Raw genomic sequence first — 26075 nt, forward strand, 5'->3', positions numbered from 1 at the left:
TATACGACACGACTTTTGACTTCGCACACTTTCGCGTGAGTTATTTATCCGACGATTATACTGTAATGTACGAAGTAACTTCGCTGTTTCGCACATCCATTACGAGCCCGCACAGAGAATTTCCGTCCAGTTTCAAAAAAATTATATCTGAGCAAACGAAAAAACCGCCCCATCTTAAGGCGGTTAATTCTGAACTATCGTATCCTGTTAGCTTAACATTAGATAAACCGATAAAATAAAAATTCATAAAAGTTATTAAAAATCGGACCAATTACTCCATCATACTGAGTCCACATTATAACTGGACACTCATTATTAGACATACGAGAGGTATCTAGGCAATAAATCGCACCAGAACCACTGTTTTCAATGACAACATATTCTTGTGGTAGCTCAAAATTTCTCCAATCCTCTGTCTCTATTACACATGTAGGAATGACAGAAAGGCCAGAACCTAATACTTCGACACCATTGAATCCACCATGACCAAACTCCTTAAGAAACCACTTATAACTGATAGATAGTGAAACGTTCAATCTTTCTTCAATGCCTCTGACGCAATTTTCATCCGCTTTTCCTACAAAAAAAGCTCCATCTTGGTTTTCATTTATTATTTCAATAATTTTAGCTTGGTCCAATCTTATTCATTCCTCCATCTCAAGCATTAATGATTCTGTCCTGCAAACATTCAATATTCAATAGAACTTTATTATAGTAGCTAGCAGCTTCATTAACGGCAGCCGATCGTGTGCCGACTTCCGTCATGTAGTAATTGAACCCGTATCCGTTAGCTGAATTCACCATTCTGCCTTTTCTAATATCTCTTTGTATTCACAATACTCATCTATAATCTCTTTTCTTTCGAGAAAATACTTAATCCAGGCTATCCATATTGTGTCGTTTTCTTTTTCAGCTCTTAGCAATACCTCTATGATAAATGGTTTTAACTTCACACTATCCAGCTTCATCATAATTTCAACTGCTTCTTTTGCTCCGGGGGAATTAATGTCCATCAACAGTAAAAGCATTTGAGGAACAGCTCTATATTGATATTCAGTATTACTTTGTTCAACTACTCTAATTACACTGTGCCACTGGTCCTTTTGAGTCCCGCTGATAAGGATATTAATGATTTCATCTTGGTACTTTGCTAATTCTTGAATAGCTTTGTCTTGTTCCTCCTGAGGACGGAACCAGCTTAATGAAGAAAGAAGGCTATTAATATTATCATCCAATATAATCACCCGGGTTTTCATAATTTTACCAAGCCATATTCGCGAAGTGATTACGTTATCCTGCCCGTGGGACTTGGATCCCGAGAGCTATTCAGTTCATCCCCCCTACTTGTTCAACCATGGTTAGGCTGGTTGGGACGTTAATCCCGTATCACATACGATGTGGTATTCGTAGTAATCGAAATAAGAAATTAAGGGCTTATTATGATAAGAAACGAGCTGAAGGAAAGCTGTTCAAAGTAGCAATAATTGCATGTGTGAATAAACTCATCCACTGGATTTTTGCCATTTTAACTACTAAGGAAGCTTTCCGGTTAGAGTGAGTAACAAAAAATAGAAATATATGGAACCTATTTCCGTGCTTAATAGGACGGTTCTTTCCCATGCATCTTTTTAAGTATACCACCTCATGAACCTTCTATTAATAATTAAATATTGACAAGCTATTAGCTGGAATAGCTTAATTAGAATATCCAATTTTTGAAATAGATTGGAATCAAACATATGTTCCATCCGTAAATACATATAAGAAACGCGCAGACACGGATCCCATCCCGTAAGGTCTACGCGTGATATAAAATTCCGGCGTGACGATGAGCGTTTGGCGCCGCTCCACCGGTAGGCCCGTTATGACGTTGGCGCGAAATAACTGGGCGGGCATTTCAAATGGCTATTGCGGAAACTAGCGGAACGTGAGGAAAGAGTTGCTTCAAAACCCTTACTTTTATCGCCGCTATCTCTCCGCGAATTTCCGTATTCGTAAAGATAACCTCCGGTTTGAACATTGAGTTAACGACTTTATCTACGTGGGTCATGTTGATTAAGTTCGTGTTGTCTGCGCGCCAGAAGCCGAACTCACTAAGCATCTGCTCAATGACGTTTAACGCACCGTTTAAATTAAATACATAGTCACCGTGTATCGCGCGCACCCTTAATCTACGGTCATTCTTCGAAATATCGATCGAATCGATTATGACGATTTCACTCAGGGGAATCATAATATGCGCTTTTACCACTTTGCCATCAACCAATGAGCTACAAGACAATCTAAGTTCCATATTGTTTAACTTCACCTCCTTTCCCGGAATTTTCGGAAAAAGAAAGACGATCGCTCAGTAACTAGCGTCGTCCATATTCGTGAAAAGGTGGTTCTGCCGGCAGGTTAACGTCCGGCTCATTGATAAGCATAAATCCACTGCCATCATCGCGCATAAACTCGGTGAACAGCTTGTACACCGTTAATGTTTGAAGGTGGCCGGCAACGGCGGCAACCGTGTCGGGACCGCAATTATGGCTGACGTGGCCGAGGAATATCGGCTCGCCGTCCTGGGCGTAGAGTTCCGGATAATCTGACGATACGACTGCGAGCAGATACAGGCTGCCAGCTGCGGGTAAATACGCGAACCGGCCATCATCGGCGAGGTAAGCGGAGCGGAACGGCTCCTGCGAGCGCATGAAATTCATACGGAGTTTAATCGGTCTCATGGCGGGCCCCCCCTACGATATCAATTGGCGAATAACTTCCGCGATCGTGAACGCCAAAAGCTTCGCGATAGTCTTACCGGAGATGCGGCGACGGCGGCGTGGTGGCAGCGGGTAAAACGTTGCTCCGTATGTCATACTGCGACACCTCCTTCCGCGACTGGTACGATGAAGCCGAGTGCGGCAGCAATGGCATGCGGTACTTCTACTGCGCCGAGGATTGCGTCGCGTCCAACGCCTGTTAACGCGCAAAAGCAACCATGTTGTACCGAAATATTCTGACGATCGGCTACGTTTAACATGGTTGCGTGAATAGTTCCGGATGAAGAGTGCATAATGAAGCGGATATGTACTTTATTCATAAAATGTGAAACCTCCTCAGGTTTATTATCGTGTATCGTTTAACGTATATCGTTAAATTTAGTTTATACGCTCTAACGTTAAACGTCAAGAAGTAATTTCCAGTTGATTAATATTACGATATAATCGGGAGGTAAGGAGTTGATGACGTTGGCAATTCGGATTAAGTTAAACGAGGTTCTTGAATCCGCGGATGTTACAAAGAATGCACTTGCCCGTGAAGCAAAAGTACGCCCCAACCTTATTTACGATCTATGTGAAGGTAAGACAAAGCGTATTGAGCTTGAAACCATGAGCACGATTATAGAGACTCTCGAAGAAATGACCGGTAATACTTACTCCATCTCCGATATTCTTGAATACGTTTCAAATAAAAAATAACCGCACTCGATTAGGAGCGCGGTTTTATACTTTTGCTTGTTTGCTAAAACACTAGTGGTTTTTTGCAATTTCCACATTTAATAATAAATGTTTTATTCGAATTGTTGTTGTTTGCAGTAAGTCTATTACTTGAATTACACGTTTTACAAACAACAATATTGGAATTTACTTCTGTTCTAGTTCTATTCTGATTATACATAGATTCATCGCTTTTGGGACTGTCATCTAACTTCCTTCCTATCCATAGAGCAATTGGCCAAAACACCAAAAATATAGGGTGGGCAACCATTGCCAGAATGCCCCCTACGATAATAACTATGCCAATAACAACAAATTTCGCCAACTTTTCATTTCCCCTATTACAATTCAAGATTATTCATACCTTTTCCCTTTATCGGATAAAGATGATGTTTTCTTAATAGCAACATGTGAATATGAACATCACTAATTATATTGCCATTATTTCTGAGTTTTAACTTCGCTTACTTCTCTCACATGGCCATTCAACATGATCAAATGCAAAGTCCATCGTTACACCGAGAATTTTTTCGAACTTCTCGCTTCTCCAAGCTGGATTGTAAGGCTCCCTCGATTCCAGCCTTCTTATTACGGCTACGGACACACCACACCACTCCGCGTACTCTTCCTGCGTCATATTCCCTTTCGCCCGCCGCCGCAGTTTGCAGAGATCCCAGCGAGTTACTAAGCGCAATTGCCGCGTTTCCTCGTCCGTATACCTTACGCAAGTGTAATAGTTAATTCCTTTCATTGCGTACTGCCTCCGTTCTTTTTCGGAATGAATATCGCTGGCTTCGACTTAACCGTTATTGGCTGATTTTCTACGCACTGACTCGATTTAACTTCAGATTCTTCGTGGATTGACCTACCGCTAATAATCATCTCGATCGAATCACGGCCGCGCTCATCCAATTTAAGATTTAATACTTCGCGCAGCCCCTCACGGCACATCGCGGACATGGTTTTGTTTGACGTAATATTTTGAACTGCGGCGATAATGTCAGAGTCCGCATCCTCGCGAAGTCTGAACGCAATAAACCTACGCTCCATATCGATTACCTCCATTCGTTTAACTCCTAATGATAAACTATATGTGTTTATCGACCGTGTATGACAACTACAATAAAAAACGCCCCATCCGATGTTTAATCGGACAAGGCGCGTAGTGTTTAACGTATTCTGTTTAACGGGCGGATTTCCCCCTAACGCTCGGGCCAGGCGCTGCGGCGACGCTATATCGCCTTGCGCGCTATTGAAGCGTATGCGGGTGGGCTCGTATTTTATTCTTAGATTGGGGATGGAATTAAAGGAAAAACCACTTGCAATGATGAAAATAATATGGGATAAATTAGGAAATTGAAGGAGCGTCGAGTCAATGTTAGATCCAGAAACATTACGATTGTTAATAAACAAAGCGCCAGATTTAAATGAAGTCTATAAAGATCTAGCACAACCTTCATTTAAAAAAGCAGGGATTGCACTAGAAACAGTAATGGACTTCTGTAATACCACAATGCTTCCCCTAAGATTATTAAATGCAAAAGCAAACCATTATTTTAATAAAAGTATTGAAGGGTATGGAAAGGAGTTAGAAAATACTGATGAATCAAGAATCACACCTGTTCCCTTAGAGATCGGGGTTCCTATACTTGAAAAGTTAACTTACACAACAAATGAATCTCTGCGCAGTTTGTTTATAAAATTACTCGCTAAAGCATCCTGCGCTGACACTATACAATTAGCTCATCCCAGTTTTATTAAAGTAATTGATAGCATTTCATCAGATGAGGCCAATATTTTAAACTTTATCGCGAAGAATCCAGTTTATGGACGATTGCATGTAATTAAGCACAGACTCATCTCAAAGGATGAAACCTTTCGCTACATCTCCTACCATACCACGAAAATCGAATTTATTGAGGAAGTTGGCCTCCTCTTCCCAGAAAACTGTGCAATTTATCTAGATAACCTAGTAGCTCTAGGACTTGTAGAATTCAATTACTTAATAGATGCAGTACCTCAAGAGGAATATGATAATATCGATGCATTATTTCGTGATAAACACGCGGATCAGATAAAACGTGATTTTAATAGCGAGATTCATGACAGAATCGATTATGAAAAAGGGACATGTGAAATCACACAACTAGGATCAATGTTTATAGAGGCTTGTATTCTCGATAACACATCACAAGCTCACAACTAACTTTCTAATATACACATGCCGTGAGATAGGAATTTGTACGTGGGTATAAAGACGCCAGGTTTAGCTAGAAACTCCGTTGCCTGGCGTTTCTTTATATTCAATTAAGTTGTCTATTTCGCATAAATCCGTTACAATTTACGTATAATACGAATATACGTTCGACAACGGAGGTCGATCACATTGGCCGCGCCAACTACAAACGAAGAATTAACGCTTATTCGCGAGTCCGTCCTGCTGCCGTTCTTGGTACCGATCGTCACACGCAATATTGGCGAATTAGAGGCAGGTCACGGTAAGGATGCGTTGCTAAATCGCCTGTATCTGACGGCCGCTCTGCGCCTACTCGACGATATTGAAGCGGATATTCGGCGGATTAAGAAAACGCTAAAAGATCAAAATATTCGCGTGTGGGAAGACGATAAAAGAGCTCGCGAAGAAGGCGCACGTTATTACCGGTTCCTCTGCCGCGGCTACGAAGATGGTTTCGGAATCATGCGTGAGATTGCGAAGGCGGAAATAGGTACGCGATTAAAGTTATACACGCGAAAAATCGAAGAAGCGTTTAGCCAGCGGAAATGAATCCGGAGGTTAACGCTTCTTTTTAGTTGACACGTGTACTAATACGTGTAATCATTAGTTAGAAGCACTTTCTTTGAATAAAGGAGGAGTGAAATACTTTGATGAAAAAAGAAAGATACACATTTCCTGCTATATTTCACCATGCTGGCGACGGAATTTCTGTAAACTTTCCGGATCTTCCTGGAGCTCTAACCTGCGGAAAGACCGAGGACGAGGCGCTTCGCATGGCTCGCGAGTGCTTAGAACTCCACATTTTCGGTTTAGAGGACGATAACGAAGTGATTCCCGACCCATCTACGCTTTTCAAATTACGTGAGAAACTCGCTTGGAACGAGTCAATGTCACTAGTCGAAGTTTGGATGCCGCCTTTCCGTGATAAAATGGCGAATAGAGCCGTTAAAAAGACGCTAACTATTCCGAAGTGGCTCGACGATCTCGCGGCCGAACAAAAGGTTAACTATTCGCATATTCTCCAGGACGCGCTAAAATCGTATCTCGGCGTATCTGAGCGCCCATAGCCTCGGATTCGCGATGACTCGTGTTGGCATAGAACAGCGCTTGTAGTACCGCGTAACTTACGCTAAAATTAATAGCGTAGATAAATTTAAACCGTGAGGCATCGCATAAACTGTGTGCTATCGCTGAATAAACGAATACAGGCACCGTAAGGCTTCGTGCCATATGCGTGTCCTTGCGAAGATAAACCGCAGTTTCCTAAACTGTAGGTCGTACGTTCGAATCGTATCGGGCGCGTCAAGAAGGCTGTCCCCAAAGCAGATCATCTGCTTTGGAGGGCAGCCTTCTTTGTTTTATCAGCTAATTCTCTCGGACAACCTTTGCACTTCAGGGCTTCCTCGATCTTCTCCCGTTACTGGCTGCTTTCTGCGCTATCCACATGTGGATGAAATCGGCCTGTCCCGACAGTTAAAGAAGCCGAATCAACATGAGCACAAATTGGCACTTTTCGATATGAACAGCGGTATAGAGGGAGGATCGCTGCAGACAAGTGGACAAATCCTTGCAAGAACAATAAAGAGGGTTGATAAGTTCGCCAACCGCTTAATCCAGACAATTTGTGCGGTGCATGAAGTCATAAACAGTCAAAAAAGCAGTCGAAAGCTCGGCTCCCGATAGGGGTGGAGGCGGCTCAAGCCCGCGCTGGACCTGCTATTGGCTCGCTTACACGCAATTGCAGAAATCGACAGCAAAAAGAGGGAGGTTTCGCTCACCTCCCCTTGTCCCGGTACTGCCCGGGGGTCATATTCTCATATTTCCGGAAGAGCCGGATGAAATAGGACGGCTGGTAGCCAATCATCTCGGCAATCTCGTTGACTTTCAGATCGGACTCGACCAGCAGCTTCTTCGCCTTATCCATGCGCAGCGAAATTAAGTAATCGATAAAATTGACGCCATTGATCGTTTTGAACGCCTTGCTTAGCGCATAGGTGGTCGTATTGAAGGCTTCCGCACATTCCTCGAGCGAAATATCGCTGTTCATGAACCGTTCATGCAGCCGGTCCGTCACGCGTTCGACCAGACGCCTCATATGAATATCCTGATATTCGTTCAGTCCTGCAAGATAAGGGGTTATCACCTTCTGCTGGAAGAAACGGACGATCTGCTCCGGCTCTCGAAGCTGGTTAAGCTGCTCATACAAGTTATATCCCTCGAAGAAGTGATGCGGGTTATAACCCGATTCCAGCATCGTATGCAGCATACTGCCCAGTACCTGCATGACACCGTCCTGCAGCAGCTTCTCCTTGCTGGACTGGCGGACGAGCTCTTGAACGAAGCACTCGATAAGCTGCAGTGACTGCTCGTTCTGCCCCATCCGAATCGCCTGCATGAGCTCCTTCTCCAAGGCGAACGGGTAATGTACGTCATCATTGGCGCTCGGTAGCATTTCTTCCAAATCCAATACCTGGTGATCGGCCTTCAGATCCCGGTAGCGAATGGCACTGCGCAGGAAAACGAGCAGCTGCGGAAGATCCTGCACTTGCGACGTCAGATTCCCCATGCACACCGTGGTCTGTATTTTCAGCAGAGAGCTGATGGTATGCCCCATATCGTCGGCTAACAAATACAGCTCATCCTTAACCTGCTGCTTCGTGCGATCCATCGGATAGGACACTAGGACGCCGACGGTCATATCCTGGAAGTTCATAATTTCCGCGTTGTAGCTTCGCATCTTCACCATTTCTTGAGCGATGTTCGCAGCAGCGAACGTCGCCAGCTGCTCCTCATTCTCGAGGAACCGCCCGTCTCCCTTGGCAAATCCGCTAATCTGTACGAGCAGCAGCGCGAACCACTGGGAGTCCGTCGGCCAATCGAAGCTTTCCAGCCGGCCTCTCAGCTCCGTCTCGCTAAGCGAATAGAAATGACCTTGTACGAGCTGCAGAAGGAAAGCCGACCGAAGCGCGGGGTAAGCCTGATCCAGCTTCGATTCCAGCGCTCTGCTCTCTTGGCTGAGGTGCTTCCATTCCCGCTCGATGAACGCCAGCTCATCCCCTTGGCTTTCCTGTGTAGGCTTGTAATCCTTGATGACGTTGACCAAGCGCATGATCGGCTTATAGATGCGCTTGGAAGCTACCCAGGAGAGCAGCACGGCGACCAGCAGCCCTATGCCCCCGATGCTCAGCATGCTTCTCGACATAAACTCGACGGGAGCCGTCAGCTCCGACAACGAAGTGGCGGTCACGAACTTCCACAAGGTGCCGGAACGGAAGAACTGGCCGTAGGAGACAGAGTAGGACGCCCCATTGTGTTCCAGAATGTGCGAGCCGATGTCTTCGGTTCGTCCGACGACGCTTTCCCGTACGGCGCTTTCCAATTCGGCATGCGCCTCGCCGGCGTTCTTTTGCGAGACGATAATATGTCCGTCCTTACTCATGAGGAACGACGCACCGTTGTTATCAATGGTCATTTCCTCAACCATTTGGACCAATTTTTCACGATCCAAGTAGAGAATCAGCGCTCCATACGGCTCTCCCACACTAGGCAGCTTCTCAATCAACGCAATGTAGGAAGCGCCCGGCTTTCCATTGACCTTCGGCAATGATTCCCACCAGAATACGCCCCGCTTCTGCTCCATCAACGTGTGAAAGATATCCCGGTCCTGCTCGCTCGTAAGCGGCACGATGCCGTCAATATCCGAGATCATGACAGGATCCTGCCTGTCCAAGTACAGCTGCGCCTGTTCGATTAAGGGATACGCTCCCTTCATAAGACCTAAGAAGCGGTATAAGTTCTGTGTGGTGTTGTACTCATCTTTCAAATTGATCTCTGCAAGCCGCGAACCCATTCTGCTATCCAGCGACCACTGCGTAGCGGCCAGCTCAAGCTGAGCCAGATTGTCATTCATGCGATCCATCGTTTTCTTCAGCAAGACGTCATGATTGTGCATGATCTCTTTCTCAATGTGAGTTCGTCCCGTAATGTACGAAGTGTACCCGATGATGACTGTAGGCAAGCTGGTAATGCACAGCACCAAGATTAAGCTTCTACGATAAAAATTGCCTCTGCCGGAACGATGCGTCCACCAATACCAACGCTGTCTCCATCGCATCCACATGCGAATCCCTCTCTCGTCAAATACCGAAACCCCCGCGACGGCGCAAATTTTTCGCGCATCGGGGGGGTGGGTACTATTTATTTATTTGCCGCCGTTACGCTTCTGGTAAGCGGCATTCAATTCTTCCGTGATTTTGATCAAGTCCGGATCCGCTTTCAGTTTGGCTACATAGCTGTCCCAAGCGCTGAGCGGTTCTTTGCCCATAATCACTTTCGTTTTCATATCCTGGATTTTCTTTCTTAGCTCCGTACCGACTTTCTGGTTCGTATCGGAGTTTAGGCCAAGCGCAGGATCGCCGGTGCTGATTTTGACTTTTTCGTCGATGATTTTCTTGTTACGCTCCAATACGTCGTTCGGCATGCCTGTGCGGTATGCACGCAGGTATTGATCGTATTTCAAGAAAATTTGGCCAAGCGCCTGTTGAGCTACGATATCTTTCTTCGCTTGCTCTGTCGGCGTCTTAATGCCGTCTTTCTCGGTATAGTGAACGTCCTTCAAGCCAAAGCTCGCCAAATCATAGCCTTCTTGCGTCGCGCCGTAATCCATGAATTTCAGCAGCTGCTTTACTTTGGCCTCAGGCACGGATTTCGGGATGGCGTACATACCGAAGAATCCGCTGTCTTTGTTGGAGTAGCCGTTAAGCGATACGAGCGGGATGAAATCCGCCTTCGGATTCGTTTTGCGCAGCTCCTCCGTCGGCTCCCACGCCGCTTCCGCCGTATCCTGGAAGCCGCCGCCGCGGTTTGCTTTCAACAGATCTTTGGCCTGTGTATTTTTTAGCACCGCGATGTCCTCAGGAATCAACTTCTCCTGATACGCACGATTCATCCACGTCAGCGCTTCCTTCACCTCAGGCAGCACGTTGACGTTGACCAGCTTGCCGTCTACGAGCTTCCAATCGCCGTTGACTTTGGTGAAGCTGTTCTGCAGCTGACCCATATAGGACATGCCGTTCTGGTCAACGAAGCCGATATATCCGATGGTGTCATTCTTGCCGTTGCCATCCGGATCTTTCTCAACGAACGCTTTCAATACCGTATATAATTCATCCGTCGTTTTCGGAATGTCCAAGTGCAGCGTATCCAGCCAATCCTTGCGCAAGTAAGGGAATCCGCCGCCGTCTGTCGGACGGGCACGCGGAATGCCGTAGGTTTTGCCATCCGCCTGCTTCGTGTTCTCCCATGATTCCTTCGGATACTGCATCAAGTTCGGGTAATCCTTCAGCATCGGCGTCAATTCCCAGAATGCGCCTTGCGCCACCATACCGCGGACTTGCGCGCTGAACGGATCGTCGAGCAGTATCAGGTCGGGAATGTCGCCGGATGCCAGCGTGACGTTAATTTTGTCCGCATAGTTATTCGGTGAAACCCATGTAATTTTGAGCTTCGTGTTCGTTTTCTTCTCGATTTCTTTGACAATGACGTTGTCGGGTCCCGGAGGCTCCGGCGTGTAATACATCGTCATGATGCTGATCTCCGTCGGTTTGGCGGATGCCGTCTCTCCCGCACCGCTTGCCGGAGCGTTGTCCTTGCTGCCGCAGGCCGCGAGGATGGAGGATACCAGAAGGGTTGATGCGACTACGCTAATTGCTTTCTTTTTCATAACCATGATTGTACAACCTCCCCAAATGTTTAAACCATTGCTATTCTTTAACCGAACCAACCATCGCACCTTTGGCAAAATGCTTTTGCAGGAACGGATATACCAACAAAATCGGTACGGTTGCAATGACAACCGCAGCCATCTTCAGGGTTTCCGGAGGAATCCGCTGCTCGGACATCATTTCCGCCGCGGCGCCGCCGCCTGCAGCCGTTGAAGCGTCAATCAGCATGTTTTGCAGCAATACTTGCAGCGGCTGCTTGGTGAAATCATTGATATAAAGAAGCGCCGTGAAGAACGTGTTCCAGTAAGCCACGGCATAGAATAACCCGAAGGCGGCGAGCGAAGGCAGTGATAGCGGCAAAATAATGCGGTACCACACGCTGATATCGTTGCAGCCATCGATTCTGGCTGATTCCTCCAAGCTGGCCGGAATACTGTCGAAGAATCCTTTCATCAACAGCACGTACCAACCGCTGGTTAGAACGGGCAGAATGAGCGACCAGGTGCTGTTAATCAAGTGCAGGTCTCTCACCAACAAGTAAGGGGGAATAATCCCCGGGTTGAACAGGGTCGTCAACAAAATAAGCAGCATGATGAATTTGCGGCCCTGCAGTCTTTTGCGGGAAATGGCATAAGAGAGACAGGATGTAACCAACAAACTGAGCGCCGTCCCGACGACCGCCAGAAATATGCTGTTTCCTATCGCATGAAGGAACGCATCGGTAGACATCAGGTACTTGTAGGAGGCCAAGCTCCACTTGGTCGGAAGCAATTGGAACTCACTGGACAGATAGCTCGACGGATCGCTGAACGAGACGACAAACACGTAGTAAAGCGGGAAGAATGTAATAATCCCCAGTACGGCAAGCAAGATTGCATTCACCGCGTTGAACACGCGATCACCTTTGGAAGCGATAGCGGTAGCTGTAAATTCAGATGACATCGAGAGTTCCTCCTTCCCTTTCTAGTAGACGCCGTCTTCGCCGAATTTCTTGGCCAGCTTGTTCGCCCCGATGACCAGCAGCAATCCAACGACGGACTTAAACAATCCGACAGCGGTGCTGTAGCTGAATTGGCCCTGCTTCACGCCAAGCCTGTACACATAGGTATCGAACACGTCGGCTACCTCGGAGACGGCACCGTTCATCATCAGGAACACTTGTTCGAATCCGACATCCATGATGTGACCGATACGCAGAATCAACAGAATGATAATGACCGAGCGGATACCCGGCAGGGTAATATGCCACATTTGGCGGAAGCGGCCGGCGCCGTCCATTTTGCCCGCTTCATATAATTGAGGATCAATACTAGCCATGGAAGCCAGGAAGATGATCGTCCCCCAACCGGCATCCTTCCAAATCGACTGGGCCGTCAGCATGCCCCAGAAGTAGTTCTTGTTCGTCAGGAAATCGACCTTATCGAAGCCTAAAGCGACCAGCATTTGGTTGATAGCTCCGTCTCCTGTCGAGAACAGGAGGAAGGTAATCCCCACGATAATCACCCAAGACAGAAAGTGAGGCAGATAGACGATCGATTGAATGACTTTCTTATATACCATATTTCGTACTTCGTTCAGCATTAAAGACAGTAGAATCGGTAATGGAAAAAAGAGGACTAACGATAAAACGTTGATCGCTAAAGTATTTCGAAACAGAGTGAAGAAATCCGGGTTAGAGAAAAACCGCTGAAAATGCTCCAATCCCACCCACGGGCTTCCCGACATGCCTTGATAAGGCGAATAGTTCTGGAAGGAAATGACGATCCCCCACATCGGTACATATTTGAAAATAAGGAAGTAGAGCAGCCCCGGAAGTGCCAACAGGTATAGAAATTTGTCCCGGGCGATGCCTGACCAGACTTGTTTCATTCGACTTGCGCCCACTTGTATGCCTCCATTCTCCTTATAATGATGCCGGCCTGCGGGTGCTGGCCTGTGACATGATCCAATGTACACGGCGTATCCGTTTCCATCAATGATCCATTTTTGTACGGCGGAAATCGCCCGGAAACGGCGAAAAATCAAGCAATTACCTGACGGTTTCCAAGCGTTGCCTTATTTTGCAATGATCCCGTCATAGCCTTGATCCGGCCAAATGATCTATAATAAACGGTAGATTAGATAGGTAGGAAAGGAGCTCCCCGTGGCGATTAACAAAATACCAAGCTCTTATCGCATTCCTTTATTCTGCGCAGTCACCCTGCTGTTCTGGATGTCCATGTATACGAGCGTTCCCATTATGGCCCCCTACGTGGAATTCCTCGGCGGAAGCCATCAGTTGGCCGGTTGGATCGTTGGCATGTATGGAATTTCCCAAATGCTGCTGCGCATTCCCGTCGGGATCATGTCGGACCGCTTTCATAAACGAAAGCTCTTTATTACGTTCGGCCTGTTCTTCACGGCGATTGGCGGACTCGGACTCTGGATCACCAAGGATTTCACCTGGATCCTCGTTCTCCGGGCGCTGGCCGGCGCGGCTGCGGCAACGTGGGTCGATTTCACCGTCTTATTCACGAGCTATTACAAACACGAGGAGTCAACGAAAGCGATCGGCACCATCTCCTTCTTCAACTCGCTGGGCCAGGTGCTCGGCATCCTCTCCGCCGGCTGGGCGGCTGACGCAATGGGCTGGGAGGCCGCCTTCGTACTTGGAGCGCTGCTCGGGCTGCTTGGATTTGCCGGTTCCTTCTTCCTGATTGAGAAAATCGAGCCCGATGCGCCAAAAATTACGCTGCGCGGCATCAGTGACGTAGCAACGGACCGTACGCTGCTGTTCGTGTCTTTATTGGCGATTTTGTCGCAGGTGCTGATTTTCGCCACCGTGTTCGGATTTACGCCCGTCTATGCAACGGAACTTGGGGCCGATAAATTTTCTTTATCCCTGCTCTCGCTTTTCGCGAACGTGCCGGTCGCCATTGCGTCCTTGTTCGGAGGACGGAAATGGGCGGCCAAATACGGGGAGAAGCGTATGGTTGTGAGCGGCTTCCTGCTCATGGGGATTTTTACATTTACAATACCTTTCACGCATCATTTATGGTTGCTTATGATTACGCAGGCTATTGCCGGCTTCGGTCGCGGCCTTTCGTTCACGCTGCTCATGGGGATGAGCATCAAGCATATGCCGGCGGAGAAGCGGGCGACTGCGATGGGATTCTTCCAAGCGATCTATGGTCTGGGCATGTTCGTCGGCCCTGTGCTGATGGGGGTTATCGGAGATTGGTTCTCTCTCCACGAGGGGTTCATTATCCTTGGCGTATTGGGCGTATTTAGTGCGCTGCTGTCTCAATGGTTCGTGCGCAGTAAACCGGCCATACCAGCCGCCAAAACAGCGGCGCTCTAAAGCGATAAGAGCGGATCTTCGCGATCCGCTCTTTTTATTTGGGCTTATGTGCAGGGGTTGGCGTCGTTACCTTCGTCTATTCATGCGGAGAGGAGGAGAAGCACATTCAGGAACGAGAGTTAGTCGAACGCATATTGAATGGGGATCAAGCGGCATTTCGTGAGCTGGTTGCCACTTATCGTCAATATTTGTTCCAAACAATCTATGCCATCGTACGCCATACGAAGGATGCCGAAGATTTATCGCAGGACGTCTGGTCCCGAATTTACTTCTCCCTCCCTCAGTACCAGATGAAAGGGCTCAAAACATGGATGACCCGCATTGCGGTCAACCGTGCGATCGATTTCAAGCGCTCGGCGAGCAGGCGCAGGGAAGAAGTCACTGCCGAGATGGAAGATTCGATACAAGCCGACCCAACGGCCGGTCCCTATCCTTCGTCTTCCCATAGTGTGGAGCAAGAGGTCATGACGAGAGAGACGACGGAGCTCGTGCGCCGCAAGCTCCATCAAATTCCCGCGAATTACCATGAAGTTTTAACGGCCTATTACATTCATCATCAATCGTACCAAGACATTGCCGCTGCCAATGGCGTCACGGTCAAGACGGTCGAATCCAAGCTATATAGAGCCAAGCAGTGGCTCCGCAACAATTGGAAGGAGGAGGATTTCCTGTGAAACATTACGATGGGCAAGCGTGGCAAAGCTACCTCGACGGGCTGCTGTCTCCCCAAGAAAGCGATGAAATGGAACTTCATCTATACAGGTGTGACGAATGCCTGGAGCGCTACATGCTCTGCATGGACCTGAAGTCAGACGCCCTGCCGGTCATGGAAACGGACGACAAACTTTTCACAGATGCTATACTTGCTCGAACAATGGGCACCAAACGATCCTGGTACCGCTCTACCATCGTCCATTATGGCATTGCTGCGGCAGCCACCCTGATTCTGGTCGCTACCGGCTTCTTTCACGGCTTGTCCCAGGAGCTGGGGCCGCAAGGCGCTTTCGGGCAACCCCCTTCTTCCGCTTCTTCCGCCCAGACACCGTCGCCGCACGATCAACCTTTTTCCGATCAATTGCTGAATAAAACGCTAAGTTGGCTGGATACATTGCAAAAATAATTAAACCATAAGGAGGTTTCCACCCTTCATGCCTACCAAAAGCAGCCTGGTCGCTCTGATGTTGTCCTTCATACCCGGAGCGGGTCATCTCTATATGAATCGAATATTTCGTGCGATGCTCTACGGGGCTGGTTTCTTCGGCCCGCTGTTTCTTATTTTCGTTAGCGTCGCCTTCTCTCACGTCGATGATGATCTTCTCATTTTCATGCTGATCATTGCCGCCTTCTTCGGAATCGTCAACATGATTGACATGATCATCTTCCTGCTGCGGCCGCAGCCTTATCACGGGCCGCAAGGCGCTGCCTACGAGGCGGACTCTTACGGACAGCCTTCCTGGGAGCCGAACCCGTACGCCGTACACGCCGCCGCGCAGCAGGAACGAACGAAAATCATGCTGCTCTCCTTCGTTCCGGGTCTCGGCCATTTCCAACTCGGGCTGATGCAGCGCGGTCTGACCGCCATGGTCGCGTTCTTCGGAGTCCCGGTGCTCGTCTTCTTCATCACCATGACGACCAATAACGACAGCTTCATGGCCTTCCTGCTGGCGATGCCGGTGTTGTGGTTCTACAGCATGTTCGATGCGCTGAAGCAGCAGGAGCGCAAGCAAGCCGGCTATGAAGTGATCGATCGGAGCATCTTCGACGACTTTCACCTCAGCGATGAATATGGGCGCAAAAACCGGACATTAGCAACGATTATCGCTATTTTCCCCGGAGCCGCTCATCTGTATCTGTCGATGAACAAACGGGGCATTCAGCTCATGGCGATCTTCCTGTTCTCGATCTATGTGCTCGATGTGCTGCGGCTGTCCCTGTTCCTCTTCCTGGTCCCGATTCTCTGGTTCTTTAGCTTCTTCGACGGTCTACAGAGCATTACCAAATATGAGAACGGCACGCTGGTCGATAAGCCGATCGTCGAGAACTGGACCTCCTATCACCGTTCCATCGGTATGGTGCTGATCCTGCTCGGCGGCTATTATATCTTCAAAGAAGTGATCGTTCAGTTTCTCTACCAGCTGTTCCCGCATACGAACTTTATGTATTGGGTGAATAACTTCGGCCAAACGTTAATCGTCGCGATCATCCTGATTGGCGGAGGCATTAAGCTGTTCTTGTATCGGAAGACGCAGCATGTGCCTGATGAGCGTTTCGTTCCCCGTGACGATTATGAGAGCTATGTGAACCGGCCCGCTCAAACTTACCTGGAAATCGACGAAAAAAAGAACCCCTAAGGGTTCTTTTTTTGTCAGTGATTGCTGATTTCTTTTAAACTTGTTACTCGCGAACCTTTAGGTAAATCTGCTTCTAAAACACGGTACGTGTCTTTGGCACATCCCCTCCAGCCTGATTAACAGGTATGAAAGTCCTCTATGCAACGGGTTGTTTCGCGGAGTGCTCCAACGGAACCACACCTCTCTGCTCACTGACAAGATATAGTATGTCCGGTTTGTCGAACTTTAAACATAATTGACGAAAAGATTTTAATGACCGTGGCCCGAACCTTCACTTTGCTGATTATCCCTCGAATGGTTGCGGTTTTTCACCTTTTTCGATCCGGATAACGGATCCTGTCTATGCTTGCCTTGGCTGCCGCCGGCGTTAGGTTGGTTCTGAGACGTGTCGGTCACTCCGTAAGCTTCTGGTTTCATTGTCATCGTCCCCCTCTAATTTCCATCATGATTTAATGCATCTTGATGCCGGTGATCATTCACTTGCTGCTGCATCTGTTGCGCTTGATGACTGTTAACTGGGGCTGCTTCCAAGTCCTTCGCTACATTTTGGAGATTTTTATCCCGCGATTTCTGCTTCGTCATGTGCATGAACTCCCCTTCGCATAATTAAACGTGTGTGACTCTGTGTAAGGCCTGCGCACATTCATGAATATGGCGAACATAATCATCCACCAAGTTCTGTACGACATCCCCGGTTTCGTCGATGTGCGTAGTCCCCCGCTGAACGTCCGTCAGGTCGACCTTAACCTCTCTGGCGTCCACGTAATTGACTTTGAAATCGAAGTTGTAGCCGGTGTGTCCAGCTGCCTCAATATGAACCCGAACCGTCTGAGGATCGGCTTCATCGGCCCATACACGCGCTTGATCGGTTGGCTGCAGCGTCGTCGGGAGCACTCGCATCCACTCTTGTACCAATTCTGCTTGATCAATCGTCAGCTTCTCATTGCTCATAAGTAACACCTCCACAAGTATAAAATGCGGAAGGAATCATCCTTTTATCCATGTAAAAAAACAACAACTGCCACGACGAATTGCTATCGTGGCAGCTGCTCGGATGCTGTTTACACCATCACCGATTGTAATAGCGCAGTAACTGCTTCCTTGCGTGTTCTGGAGCGAACTGGCTCCCTTGGGGTTCCCGAATCATACCGGCCTGCAGCAGCCCCTCTAGAGGCTTCCAGCGCGGCACAACAGCAGTAAAGGATGCCTCGGCAAAGTCTCTACAGGGTGCCTTGTACAAATAAAAAACGCACCAGACCGTGTAATCAACAGTCCGATGCGTTTCAGTTGTGGATACCCTATTAAGGGTATTGCCGGTTTACGGAGAGGGTGGGATTCGAACCCACGGAGGCTTGCACCTCGGCGGTTTTCAAGACCGCTGCCTTAAACCACTCGACCACCTCTCCACGATAAGGTGTCTCCGGTAGCGGAGACAACCTCGTGCAGTGACAAAAAGCATTGTAGCATATTTATCAGGGAACAATCAAGTGCTATTTTTTCACAATCACTTTCACATTGTTCATGTATGGAACGAGCACTTCCGGAATAACAACCGAGCCGTCCGCCTGCTGATAATTCTCGAGAATTGCCGCTACGGTACGTCCTAGCGCCAAGCCTGAACCGTTCAGCGTATGTACGAATTCCGGCTTCGACTTCGCATCCCGGCGGAAGCGAATGTTCGCTCTGCGGGCTTGGAAATCCTCGAAGTTGCTGCAGGAGGAAATTTCGCGGTAAGCGCCGCTGTTCGGCAGCCATACTTCCAAGTCGTATGTCTTCGCCGACGAGAAGCCGATATCTCCCGTGCAGAGGGCCAACACACGGTATGGCAGCTTCAACAGCTGCAGTACGCGTTCAGCATTGGCTGTGAGCTTCTCCAGCTCGTCATACGAGTCTTCCGGTTTGACAATCTTCACGAGCTCGATTTTGTTGAACTGGTGCTGTCTGATCAAGCCGCGCGTATCTCTTCCCGCAGATCCCGCTTCCGAACGGAAACAAGCGCTGAACGCTACGAAATTAACCGGAAGCTGTTCCCCCGTCAAAATATCATCCCTGTGATAATTCGTCACCGGTACTTCCGCCGTAGGAATCAGGAAATATTCCGAATTCTCTACTTTAAACACATCTTCCTCGAACTTCGGAAGCTGACCCGTGCCCGTTAAGCTGTCACGGTTCACGATGTACGGAGGCAGCATTTCTTCATATCCATGCTCATCGCTGTGCAGGTCCATCATGAAGTTGATCAATGCGCGCTCCAGTCTTGCACCGAGCCCTTTATAGAAAACGAATCGCGAGCCCGTGACCTTCGCAGCGGCTTCAAAATCCAGAATGCCCAGCTCCTGCGCAACTTCCCAATGCGGCTTCACTTCGAAGCCGAACTGCGGAATCTCGCCTACCCGACGCAATTCTACGTTCTCTTCTTCGGAGCCGCCTACAGGAACGCTGGAATGGGGCATATTCGGAATGGAGAGCAGTACCTGCTGCAACGACTCGTCCAAGACGCGAATCTCGTCATCCAGCTCTTTGATGCGGTCTCCGACAACCTTCATCTCCTGGATGAGTTCGTCGGCATTCTCGCCCGATCTCTTGCGGCCCGCGACCTCCTGCGAGACCGTATTGCGGCGGTTCTTGAGCTGTTCGGTTTCCTGGAGCAGCTCTCTGCGTTTCAAATCCAATTCTGTGAAACCGTTCAGCTCTTCAATCTGCTTGCCGCGGTTTCGCATAGCAGCTTGCACGGCTGCCAAATCGTTTCGAAGTAACTTTACATCAAACAAGGAGATTCCTCCGTTAGCGCAAAATGGTTGAATATGGAAGCAAGCACCCTTCCCGGAGCAACCGGAGTTATCAAGGTGCTTGAACCATTATTTATGCTTGGCTTTGGTTAACCATATCTAAGAAATAACTGTGCAGACGGAAGTCGTCTGTCAGCTCCGGGTGAAACGATGCTGCAAGAAGATGGCCTTGCTGCGCCGCGACGATCTGGCCATTGTACGTAGCCAGCACGTCAACTCCCGGTCCCACTTTCTCAATCAGTGGGGCACGAATGAACACCGCACGAACGTTCTCGTCAATGCCTTTGATCGGCAGATCCGTCTCAAAGCTTTCACGCTGACGGCCGAACGCGTTGCGAGCCACTGTCATGTCCATCAGCTCCAAATGAGCCTCCGGCTGGCCGGAAATCTCTTTGGCGATGACAATTAACCCTGCGCAAGTGCCGAAGATCGGCTTGCCTGCCGCAGAGAAATCCCGAAGCGCCTCGATGAATCCATACGTGCGCATCAATTTGCCGATTGTCGTACTTTCACCGCCCGGCAAAATAATGCCGTCGAGATCAGCCAGCTGCTCCGTACGTTTCACCACAACGCCTTCGGCGCCAGCCTGCTCGATGCCGCGAATATGTTCTGCTACCGCGCCTTGCAGCGCGAGAACCCCAATTTTCTTCATTACCAGCCGCGCTCCTGCATACGCTCGGAAGCTTGCAGCTTGGAAATCTCGATTCCCTTCATAGGGCTGCCAAGACCTTTGGAGATTTCAGCAATCAGTTTGAAATCCGTATAGTGCGTTACAGCTTCTACGATTGCTTTTGCGAACTTCTCAGGGTTGTCGGATTTGAAAATACCGGATCCAACGAACACGCCGTCAGAACCCAAGTGCATCATCAAAGCAGCATCCGCTGGAGTTGCAACACCGCCCGCAGCGAAGTTAACAACCGGCAGCTTGCCTGTTTCATGAACTTGCAGCATTAATTCATATGGAGCACCAAGCGTTTTGGCTTCAAACATCAGCTCGTCCTTGGACATGCCTTGAACTTTGCGGATTTGGCCTTGAATCATACGCATATGACGCACAGCTTCCACGATGTTGCCTGTTCCAGGCTCGCCTTTGGTACGAAGCATCGAAGCACCTTCACCGATCCGGCGAAGAGCCTCGCCAAGATCACGGCATCCGCAGACGAAAGGAACCGTGAAGTCACGCTTGTTGATGTGATACACTTCATCCGCAGGTGTCAAAACTTCGCTCTCATCGATATAGTCAACGCCCAGAGATTCCAGGACTTTCGCTTCTACAAAGTGTCCGATCCTTGCTTTCGCCATAACCGGGATAGTGACGACTTTCATGACTTCTTCCACGATAGTCGGATCAGCCATACGGGATACCCCGCCAGCCGCACGAATGTCAGCAGGTACGCGCTCAAGCGCCATAACAGCGGAGGCACCAGCTGCTTCTGCGATCTTTGCTTGCTCAGCGTTCATAACGTCCATGATGACGCCGCCTTTTTGCATTTCGGCCATACCTGTTTTAACGCGGGATGTTCCTGTTTCCATTCTTTATTTCCTCCTATACCTTAGTGCAAATTTTACAGTTTGCTACACGTTTCGATAGTAAACTTCTAAACAATCATTTTACATGAAGGAGGGTCATTATACAACCCATTATCTGGACTAGGAACCGCCCTTGATCCCTTTAAACATATCGCTGAAGAAGTTCTTAATGGAGCGGAACAACAAGCGGATCCAGCTGCCTTTCTCGACATCATTATTGGCTACAAGATCTACCGTTTTGACTTGGCCGTTGTAATCTACAGTCGCCTTCCCGAGCACATCGCCTTTCGCAATCGGAGCTACCAATTTGCTTTCTTCCAGAGCTTCAGCCGTAATTTTGAAATCCGTGTCTTTGGCGCCTTTTTTCGTAACGAAGGTAAGTCCATCTTTGGTTACGACCGGCACTTGCGTTTCCACGCCTTTCTTAATGTTTACGATTTTCAAAGAATCTATTTCTTGATTCGCCTTCAGGTAAGGTTTGATTTCGAAATTGTTGAAACCATAATCGAGGAGCTTCCTTGTTTCATTGAAACGCTCCGGCTCCGTTTTGGTCCCCATGACCACCGTGATAAGCCGCATTCCGTTGCGCTCCGCTGTCCCGGTGAAGCAGTAGCCGGCATCATCGGTGGAACCTGTTTTCAAGCCGTCCAGTCCTTGATAGGCGTATTTTTTGAAATTGGTGTTCGTTGAGTTTCCTTCCAACATCCAGTTCCAGTTGATCATTGCCGTTTTATCGGTAGGTCTTAATTTCAACGTAGGAATTTTCGTGAACTCTAGAATCTCCTTGTGATCCTTGAGAATGTTATAAGCCAGAATCGCGGAATCCCGCGCCGTCATCTTCGTTTCACCTTCAATGGATTGCGGCGGATTCTTCAGATCCGCGCGAGACAATCCCGTAGCGCTGATGAAATGGGCCTTATCGGACATCCCCAGCTGTTTCGCCTTTTCGTTCATCATTTTCGCGAAGTTTTCTTCCGACCCGCCTCCAAGCAGCTCGGCGAAAGCGACAGAAGCATCATTCGCGGAATAGATGGACATCGCATTGAACATATCTTTGAAGGATAAGGTCTCATTCTCTGCAATCAGCTGCCCGGAGCCGATAACATCAGCAGCATTCTTAGAAGCCGTAACTTGTGATTCCCACGTGAATTTGCCTTCCTTAATGCTCTCCATAGCCAGATACTCGGTCATCATCTTAGCCATACTTGCCGGAGGCAGCGCTTCATCCGCATTCATCTCGTACAGTACGGCTCCTGTGCTGGCTTCCATAATAATGGCCGACTTGGCATTCACCTTCAGTTCGCTTCCAGTGGCTGCCGCGGTTGTTGCTGCAGGTGTCTTTGCATCTTCGGCATACGCCGGTTGTATATGTAAAAGTACGGATTGAGCGATCAAACTAACACCTAACACCAAAGCAACCTTTCTCTTCGTAAAACTTGGAAATCTCACAACTTCACTCTCCCTAGCAATTTTTATATCAGGTTATATTGTAACACACCCTATTAGACAAAAAAAAGAAGACGCAGGTTCAAAACCCGCGCCTCCATAATGTGACAATTACAAGGAATAGTTCGGTGCTTCTTTCGTAATTTGAACATCATGCGGGTGGCTTTCTTTCAAACCGGCGCCTGTAATCCGCACAAACTGCGTATCGTGAATCAGTTCTTGAATGTTACGGGCACCGCAATAGCCCATACCGGAGCGCAGGCCGCCAACGAGTTGGTACACGATATCGGCCAAAGGCCCTTTGTAGGCTACACGGCCCTCGATACCTTCAGGAACAAGCTTGCTCTCGTTCTCTTGGAAGTAACGGTCCTTACTGCCTTCTTTCATAGCGCCTAGCGAACCCATGCCGCGATATACTTTGAATTTACGTCCTTGGAAAATCTCCGATTCACCCGGACTTTCATCCGTTCCGGCAAACAAGCTGCCGATCATCACCGCACTAGCCCCGGCAGCTATTGCCTTGACCACGTCGCCTGAGTACTTGATGCCTCCGTCTGCGATAATCGGAACTCCGAATTCCGCAGCTGCTTGTGCGCAGTCGTAGATAGCGGTAATTTGAGGAACACCGATACCTGCGATGACGCGTGTCGTACAGATCGATCCAGGACCGATACCGACCTTCACCATGGAAGCTCCAGCTGCGATCAGATCGCGCGTGCCGTCGCCCGTCGCTACGTTACCCGCGATAATCGGCAGATCCGGATATGCCGCTCTAATCTTCTTCACCGTTTCCGCGATATTAATATGATGGCCATGCGCGGAGTCCACGACAATGACGTCAATTCCCGCTTTAACTAGCGCAGCTGCTCTCTCCATAACATCCTTGGATACACCGACGGCTGCGCCCACAAGCAAGCGGCCTTGCGCGTCTTTCGCCGAGTTAGGGAACTGAATCGCCTTCTCGATATCCTTGATCGTAATTAAACCTTTCAATTCGAAACTGTCATCCACAAGCGGAAGCTTCTCAATTTTATGCTTCTGCAGAATGCCTTCGGCTTGCTGAAGCGTAGTTCCGACGGGAGCTGTGACTAGGCCATCTCTTGTCATCACTTCGTTAATTTTGATGGAGTAGTCATGGACAAAGCGCAAATCGCGATTCGTCAAAATGCCGACCAGCTTATTGGCTTCATTCACGATCGGTACACCGGAAATCCGGTATTTCGCCATCAATTCCTCCGCATCATAGACATGATGGTCCGGCGTCAAAGAGAACGGATTCGTGATGACACCACTCTCAGAGCGCTTGACTCGGTCGACATGCTCCGCTTGAAGGTCGATGGACATATTCTTATGGATAATCCCGATACCGCCTTCTCTGGCCATAGCAATCGCAAGTCCGGATTCCGTTACCGTATCCATCGCCGAGCTGATGAACGGGATATTTAATTTCACATGCGGCGCAAGCACAGTCGAAACGTCGATCTCCTTACCGAACACTTCGGACTTTCTAGGCACGAGCAAAACATCATCAAACGTTAAACCTTCCTTACCAAACTTGTCTTCCCTCACAACACCTATTCCTCCTTAGATCTTTCTTTAAAAGATTTCAATACTAGCACCCTGCTAAGCTTATATGATTGCAATCTTAACAAAAGCCCTTTTTTCGTGTCAAGGAAAAGGACAAGTCTAGCGGTCGGCCGTCATCCGAATAAGAACATTCGGTTAACGATAGGAATAAATGCTATTGGAATTCCACAGTAGGAACTGTTCCACACCCTGTTCCTTGGCCGCTTTGATCTGTTCCATCACATCGATGTAACCATAGGTCTTATGGGGCTTTACCCACGTTGCTGTAAAATCCTGATACCAAGGCCTGACTTCCGCTATAGAAGCTCCCGATTGCGATAGTACGGCATTTTTGACGTTCGCATCGCTGATGGCCTTATGAATAATAGCATAGGGCTGTAAATCCGGATACTTCACCCCATACATCCCATTGGAGTAATGCGAAGGATAGAGCATCGGGGAAATGTAATTCACCTGCTTGCTGATCTTCGACCATTCCTGCCCTATACCCATGTCATTATCGGATGAGGTCGTTAATCCAAACACATCAGCCGACAGATAAGCTTGGCCGCCTACGCGTTCTTTCGCTTTCGTGAGGAAAGCTTCAATGACCTGGGCCTTCGTCCATTTCTTCGGATTATGAAAGCTGACTTCCGCATCCACCTTCTTGCCGTTTTCCGGAAATCTGACGTAATCGAACTGCACTTCGTCGAAACCCAGTTGAGCTGCTTCCATAGCGAGCTGCAAGTTATAATCCCAAACATCCTCTTTATAAGGATCGACCCATGCTACGCCCTTATTATCATGCCAGACTTGACCTTGATGGGTTTTCATCGCATACTCGCTTTTCTTCTTGCTCAAGTACGGATCCTTGAAAACAACGATGCGCGCAATCGTATAAATGTTCTTCGCCTTCAACCTTTGCAAAATCGAGCTCATATCCCGAATGATGATGTTGCTGTTCGCACCGATTTCATTCACCAGGGGCACCTTGGAGGCATATGTAACTTGTCCTGAATCATTCTTGAGATCGATGACCATGGCGTTCAAATCGGTTGAATCAACTAGCTTGATCAACTGCTCAAACTTTGTGCCTACGGCTGACCAAGCCGAAACGTAGATACCTTTCACTACCTGCTTGGAAGGCTTAGGTTTAGATTGAACTGCCTTAAGCGGCGAATGGCCGGCAGGTTGAACTTGCTTTACTTCTGCGATAGGAGCAGGAATCGTTCCACTCAAATTACTTAACGGCTGCAGGGAATCGGCTTCTGCTTTGGCCGCATCCATTTTAAGCGAGCAGGCGGTCGCGGTTTGAAGCATTGAATAACCAAATAGGACAATAGCTAACTTTTTCGAAAATATTGAAAAACCCATACAAGAATCCCTCCTTATAGGGCTAGTATGGGTTTATGTTCGGTATTGTACTGATGTCAAAAAAAGAGTATGTAAGGAACTATTCCCAATTACTTCGAATCCTTTACAAAGCTAGGAAATCGCTTATGCAATTGCAGCGACTTCGGCGAAAAACAAAAAAACCTTCCTGAGATTTCTCTCAGAAAGGCTTTCTCTCGTGCTTGGCAACGTTCTACTCTCCCAGAACCCTGCGGTTCAAGTACCA

28 protein-coding genes, 2 tRNA genes and 1 pseudogene are annotated in these 26075 nt (G+C 48.3%); 10 read left to right on the forward strand and 21 right to left on the reverse strand.

Translation table 11 applies throughout. The annotated features are described in order from the left end of the window. Positions 1-218: 218 nt before the first annotated feature. Together J2X61_RS26400 and J2X61_RS26405 are read right to left on the reverse strand one after the other, a co-directional pair. The gene (locus J2X61_RS26400) at positions 219-638 is read right to left on the reverse strand and encodes an SMI1/KNR4 family protein (RefSeq protein WP_310192080.1); all 420 of its coding nucleotides are present in this window, start codon (positions 636-638) and stop codon (positions 219-221) included. A gap of 159 nt (positions 639-797) precedes the next feature. Then, complete coding sequence (locus tag J2X61_RS26405; protein WP_310192083.1) at positions 798-1256, reverse strand: hypothetical protein; 459 nt, start codon at positions 1254-1256, stop codon at positions 798-800. A 158-nt stretch (positions 1257-1414) separates the two neighbouring features. Between J2X61_RS26405 and J2X61_RS26410 the strand changes: the two are divergent. After that, positions 1415-1558: pseudogene (locus J2X61_RS26410) on the forward strand (IS110 family transposase); the annotation flags it as partial. 339 nt (positions 1559-1897) lie between these two features. Here the strand turns inward: J2X61_RS26410 and J2X61_RS26415 are convergent. The 3 genes from J2X61_RS26415 to J2X61_RS26425 all read right to left on the reverse strand — a co-directional run bounded on the left by J2X61_RS26415 (position 1898) and on the right by J2X61_RS26425 (position 3079). Continuing rightward, positions 1898-2293 carry a LytTR family transcriptional regulator DNA-binding domain-containing protein gene (locus J2X61_RS26415; RefSeq protein ID WP_310192085.1) on the reverse strand — a complete coding sequence of 132 codons (396 nt, stop codon included), beginning with the start codon at positions 2291-2293 and terminating at the stop codon, positions 1898-1900. A 61-nt stretch (positions 2294-2354) separates the two neighbouring features. Next, the gene (locus tag J2X61_RS26420) at positions 2355-2720 is read right to left on the reverse strand and encodes a hypothetical protein (RefSeq protein ID WP_310192086.1); all 366 of its coding nucleotides are present in this window, start codon (positions 2718-2720) and stop codon (positions 2355-2357) included. Between the two features lie 131 nt (positions 2721-2851). Continuing rightward, complete coding sequence (locus tag J2X61_RS26425; protein ID WP_310192088.1) at positions 2852-3079, reverse strand: hypothetical protein; 228 nt, start codon at positions 3077-3079, stop codon at positions 2852-2854. Positions 3080-3221: 142 nt separating this feature from the next. Here J2X61_RS26425 and J2X61_RS26430 point away from each other — a divergent pair, with 142 nt between their 5' ends. After that, entirely contained in the window at positions 3222-3458 is a 237-nt protein-coding gene (locus J2X61_RS26430; protein WP_310192089.1) for a helix-turn-helix domain-containing protein, read from the forward strand. Positions 3459-3501: 43 nt separating this feature from the next. Here the strand turns inward: J2X61_RS26430 and J2X61_RS26435 are convergent, their stop codons facing one another. Both J2X61_RS26435 and J2X61_RS26440 read right to left on the reverse strand, forming a co-directional pair. Continuing rightward, entirely contained in the window at positions 3502-3801 is a 300-nt protein-coding gene (locus J2X61_RS26435) for a hypothetical protein (protein ID WP_310192090.1), read from the reverse strand. A gap of 422 nt (positions 3802-4223) precedes the next feature. Next, on the reverse strand, positions 4224-4541 hold the full coding sequence (locus J2X61_RS26440; protein ID WP_310192093.1) for a hypothetical protein: 318 nt from the start codon (positions 4539-4541) through the stop codon (positions 4224-4226). Positions 4542-4851: 310 nt separating this feature from the next. On the opposite strand from J2X61_RS26440, the gene J2X61_RS26445 reads away from it, so the two are divergent. The 4 genes from J2X61_RS26445 to J2X61_RS26460 all read left to right on the forward strand — a co-directional run bounded on the left by J2X61_RS26445 (position 4852) and on the right by J2X61_RS26460 (position 7014). Further along, entirely contained in the window at positions 4852-5682 is an 831-nt protein-coding gene (locus J2X61_RS26445; protein ID WP_310192095.1) for a DUF4393 domain-containing protein, read from the forward strand. Between the two features lie 180 nt (positions 5683-5862). Next, a complete protein-coding gene (locus J2X61_RS26450; RefSeq protein WP_310192098.1) occupies positions 5863-6261 on the forward strand; it encodes a YhjD family protein in 399 nt (132 codons plus the stop codon). Between the two features lie 101 nt (positions 6262-6362). Further along, positions 6363-6779 carry a type II toxin-antitoxin system HicB family antitoxin gene (locus tag J2X61_RS26455; protein ID WP_310192135.1) on the forward strand — a complete coding sequence of 139 codons (417 nt, stop codon included), beginning with the start codon at positions 6363-6365 and terminating at the stop codon, positions 6777-6779. A 165-nt stretch (positions 6780-6944) separates the two neighbouring features. Beyond that, a tRNA-Arg gene (locus J2X61_RS26460) sits at positions 6945-7014 on the forward strand. Positions 7015-7486: 472 nt separating this feature from the next. Here J2X61_RS26460 and J2X61_RS26465 read toward each other — a convergent pair. The 4 genes from J2X61_RS26465 to J2X61_RS26480 all read right to left on the reverse strand — a co-directional run bounded on the left by J2X61_RS26465 (position 7487) and on the right by J2X61_RS26480 (position 13304). Next, positions 7487-9832: an AraC family transcriptional regulator gene (locus tag J2X61_RS26465; RefSeq protein ID WP_310192100.1), complete on the reverse strand. Its 2346-nt coding sequence runs from the start codon at positions 9830-9832 to the stop codon at positions 7487-7489. An 81-nt stretch (positions 9833-9913) separates the two neighbouring features. Then, entirely contained in the window at positions 9914-11440 is a 1527-nt protein-coding gene (locus tag J2X61_RS26470; protein ID WP_274473136.1) for an extracellular solute-binding protein, read from the reverse strand. Between the two features lie 34 nt (positions 11441-11474). Beyond that, complete coding sequence (locus J2X61_RS26475; protein WP_274473138.1) at positions 11475-12377, reverse strand: carbohydrate ABC transporter permease; 903 nt, start codon at positions 12375-12377, stop codon at positions 11475-11477. A gap of 21 nt (positions 12378-12398) precedes the next feature. After that, positions 12399-13304, reverse strand: coding sequence for an ABC transporter permease (locus J2X61_RS26480; protein ID WP_274473160.1), 906 nt, complete (start codon positions 13302-13304; stop codon positions 12399-12401). A gap of 274 nt (positions 13305-13578) precedes the next feature. On the opposite strand from J2X61_RS26480, the gene J2X61_RS26485 reads away from it, so the two are divergent. Genes J2X61_RS26485 through J2X61_RS26500 form a run of 4 tightly spaced genes read left to right on the forward strand, consistent with a single transcriptional unit; the run spans position 13579 to position 17126 of the window. After that, on the forward strand, positions 13579-14775 hold the full coding sequence (locus J2X61_RS26485; protein ID WP_274473139.1) for an MFS transporter: 1197 nt from the start codon (positions 13579-13581) through the stop codon (positions 14773-14775). A 38-nt stretch (positions 14776-14813) separates the two neighbouring features. Next, on the forward strand, positions 14814-15449 hold the full coding sequence (locus tag J2X61_RS26490; RefSeq protein ID WP_274473140.1) for an RNA polymerase sigma factor: 636 nt from the start codon (positions 14814-14816) through the stop codon (positions 15447-15449). After that, positions 15446-15895, forward strand: coding sequence for an anti-sigma factor family protein (locus tag J2X61_RS26495; RefSeq protein WP_310192106.1), 450 nt, complete (start codon positions 15446-15448; stop codon positions 15893-15895). The genes J2X61_RS26490 and J2X61_RS26495 overlap by 4 nt, the downstream gene beginning before the upstream one ends. 28 nt (positions 15896-15923) lie before the next feature. Next, positions 15924-17126, forward strand: coding sequence for a hypothetical protein (locus J2X61_RS26500; RefSeq protein ID WP_310192108.1), 1203 nt, complete (start codon positions 15924-15926; stop codon positions 17124-17126). A 249-nt stretch (positions 17127-17375) separates the two neighbouring features. Here the strand turns inward: J2X61_RS26500 and J2X61_RS26505 are convergent, their stop codons facing one another. The 10 genes from J2X61_RS26505 to J2X61_RS26550 form a co-directional block, all read right to left on the reverse strand. Next, positions 17376-17543 (reverse strand): small acid-soluble spore protein P, encoded by a 168-nt coding sequence (locus tag J2X61_RS26505; RefSeq protein WP_274473144.1) that lies wholly within the window; start codon positions 17541-17543, stop codon positions 17376-17378. Between the two features lie 15 nt (positions 17544-17558). Continuing rightward, complete coding sequence (locus J2X61_RS26510; protein ID WP_274473145.1) at positions 17559-17708, reverse strand: hypothetical protein; 150 nt, start codon at positions 17706-17708, stop codon at positions 17559-17561. 24 nt (positions 17709-17732) lie between these two features. After that, a complete protein-coding gene (locus tag J2X61_RS26515) occupies positions 17733-18077 on the reverse strand; it encodes a hypothetical protein (protein ID WP_274473146.1) in 345 nt (114 codons plus the stop codon). Positions 18078-18447: 370 nt separating this feature from the next. Next, a tRNA-Ser gene (locus J2X61_RS26520) sits at positions 18448-18532 on the reverse strand. 84 nt (positions 18533-18616) lie between these two features. Continuing rightward, on the reverse strand, positions 18617-19897 hold the full coding sequence (gene serS / locus J2X61_RS26525) for a serine--tRNA ligase (protein ID WP_310192113.1): 1281 nt from the start codon (positions 19895-19897) through the stop codon (positions 18617-18619). Between the two features lie 91 nt (positions 19898-19988). After that, the gene (gene pdxT, locus J2X61_RS26530) at positions 19989-20567 is read right to left on the reverse strand and encodes a pyridoxal 5'-phosphate synthase glutaminase subunit PdxT (protein WP_274473149.1); all 579 of its coding nucleotides are present in this window, start codon (positions 20565-20567) and stop codon (positions 19989-19991) included. Then, complete coding sequence (gene pdxS, locus J2X61_RS26535) at positions 20567-21448, reverse strand: pyridoxal 5'-phosphate synthase lyase subunit PdxS (protein ID WP_274473150.1); 882 nt, start codon at positions 21446-21448, stop codon at positions 20567-20569. Before pdxS ends, pdxT begins: the two co-directional genes overlap by 1 nt. Positions 21449-21565: 117 nt before the next feature. After that, positions 21566-22894 (reverse strand): D-alanyl-D-alanine carboxypeptidase family protein, encoded by a 1329-nt coding sequence (locus J2X61_RS26540; RefSeq protein ID WP_274473151.1) that lies wholly within the window; start codon positions 22892-22894, stop codon positions 21566-21568. A gap of 108 nt (positions 22895-23002) precedes the next feature. Beyond that, the gene (guaB, locus tag J2X61_RS26545) at positions 23003-24460 is read right to left on the reverse strand and encodes an IMP dehydrogenase (RefSeq protein ID WP_274473152.1); all 1458 of its coding nucleotides are present in this window, start codon (positions 24458-24460) and stop codon (positions 23003-23005) included. 153 nt (positions 24461-24613) lie between these two features. Further along, positions 24614-25777 carry a putative glycoside hydrolase gene (locus J2X61_RS26550; protein ID WP_310192117.1) on the reverse strand — a complete coding sequence of 388 codons (1164 nt, stop codon included), beginning with the start codon at positions 25775-25777 and terminating at the stop codon, positions 24614-24616. Positions 25778-26075 lie beyond the last annotated feature (298 nt).

It is taken from the genome of Bacillus sp. 3255, from assembly GCF_031456485.1.
Taxonomy (GTDB): Bacteria; Bacillota; Bacilli; order Paenibacillales; family NBRC-103111; genus Paenibacillus_E.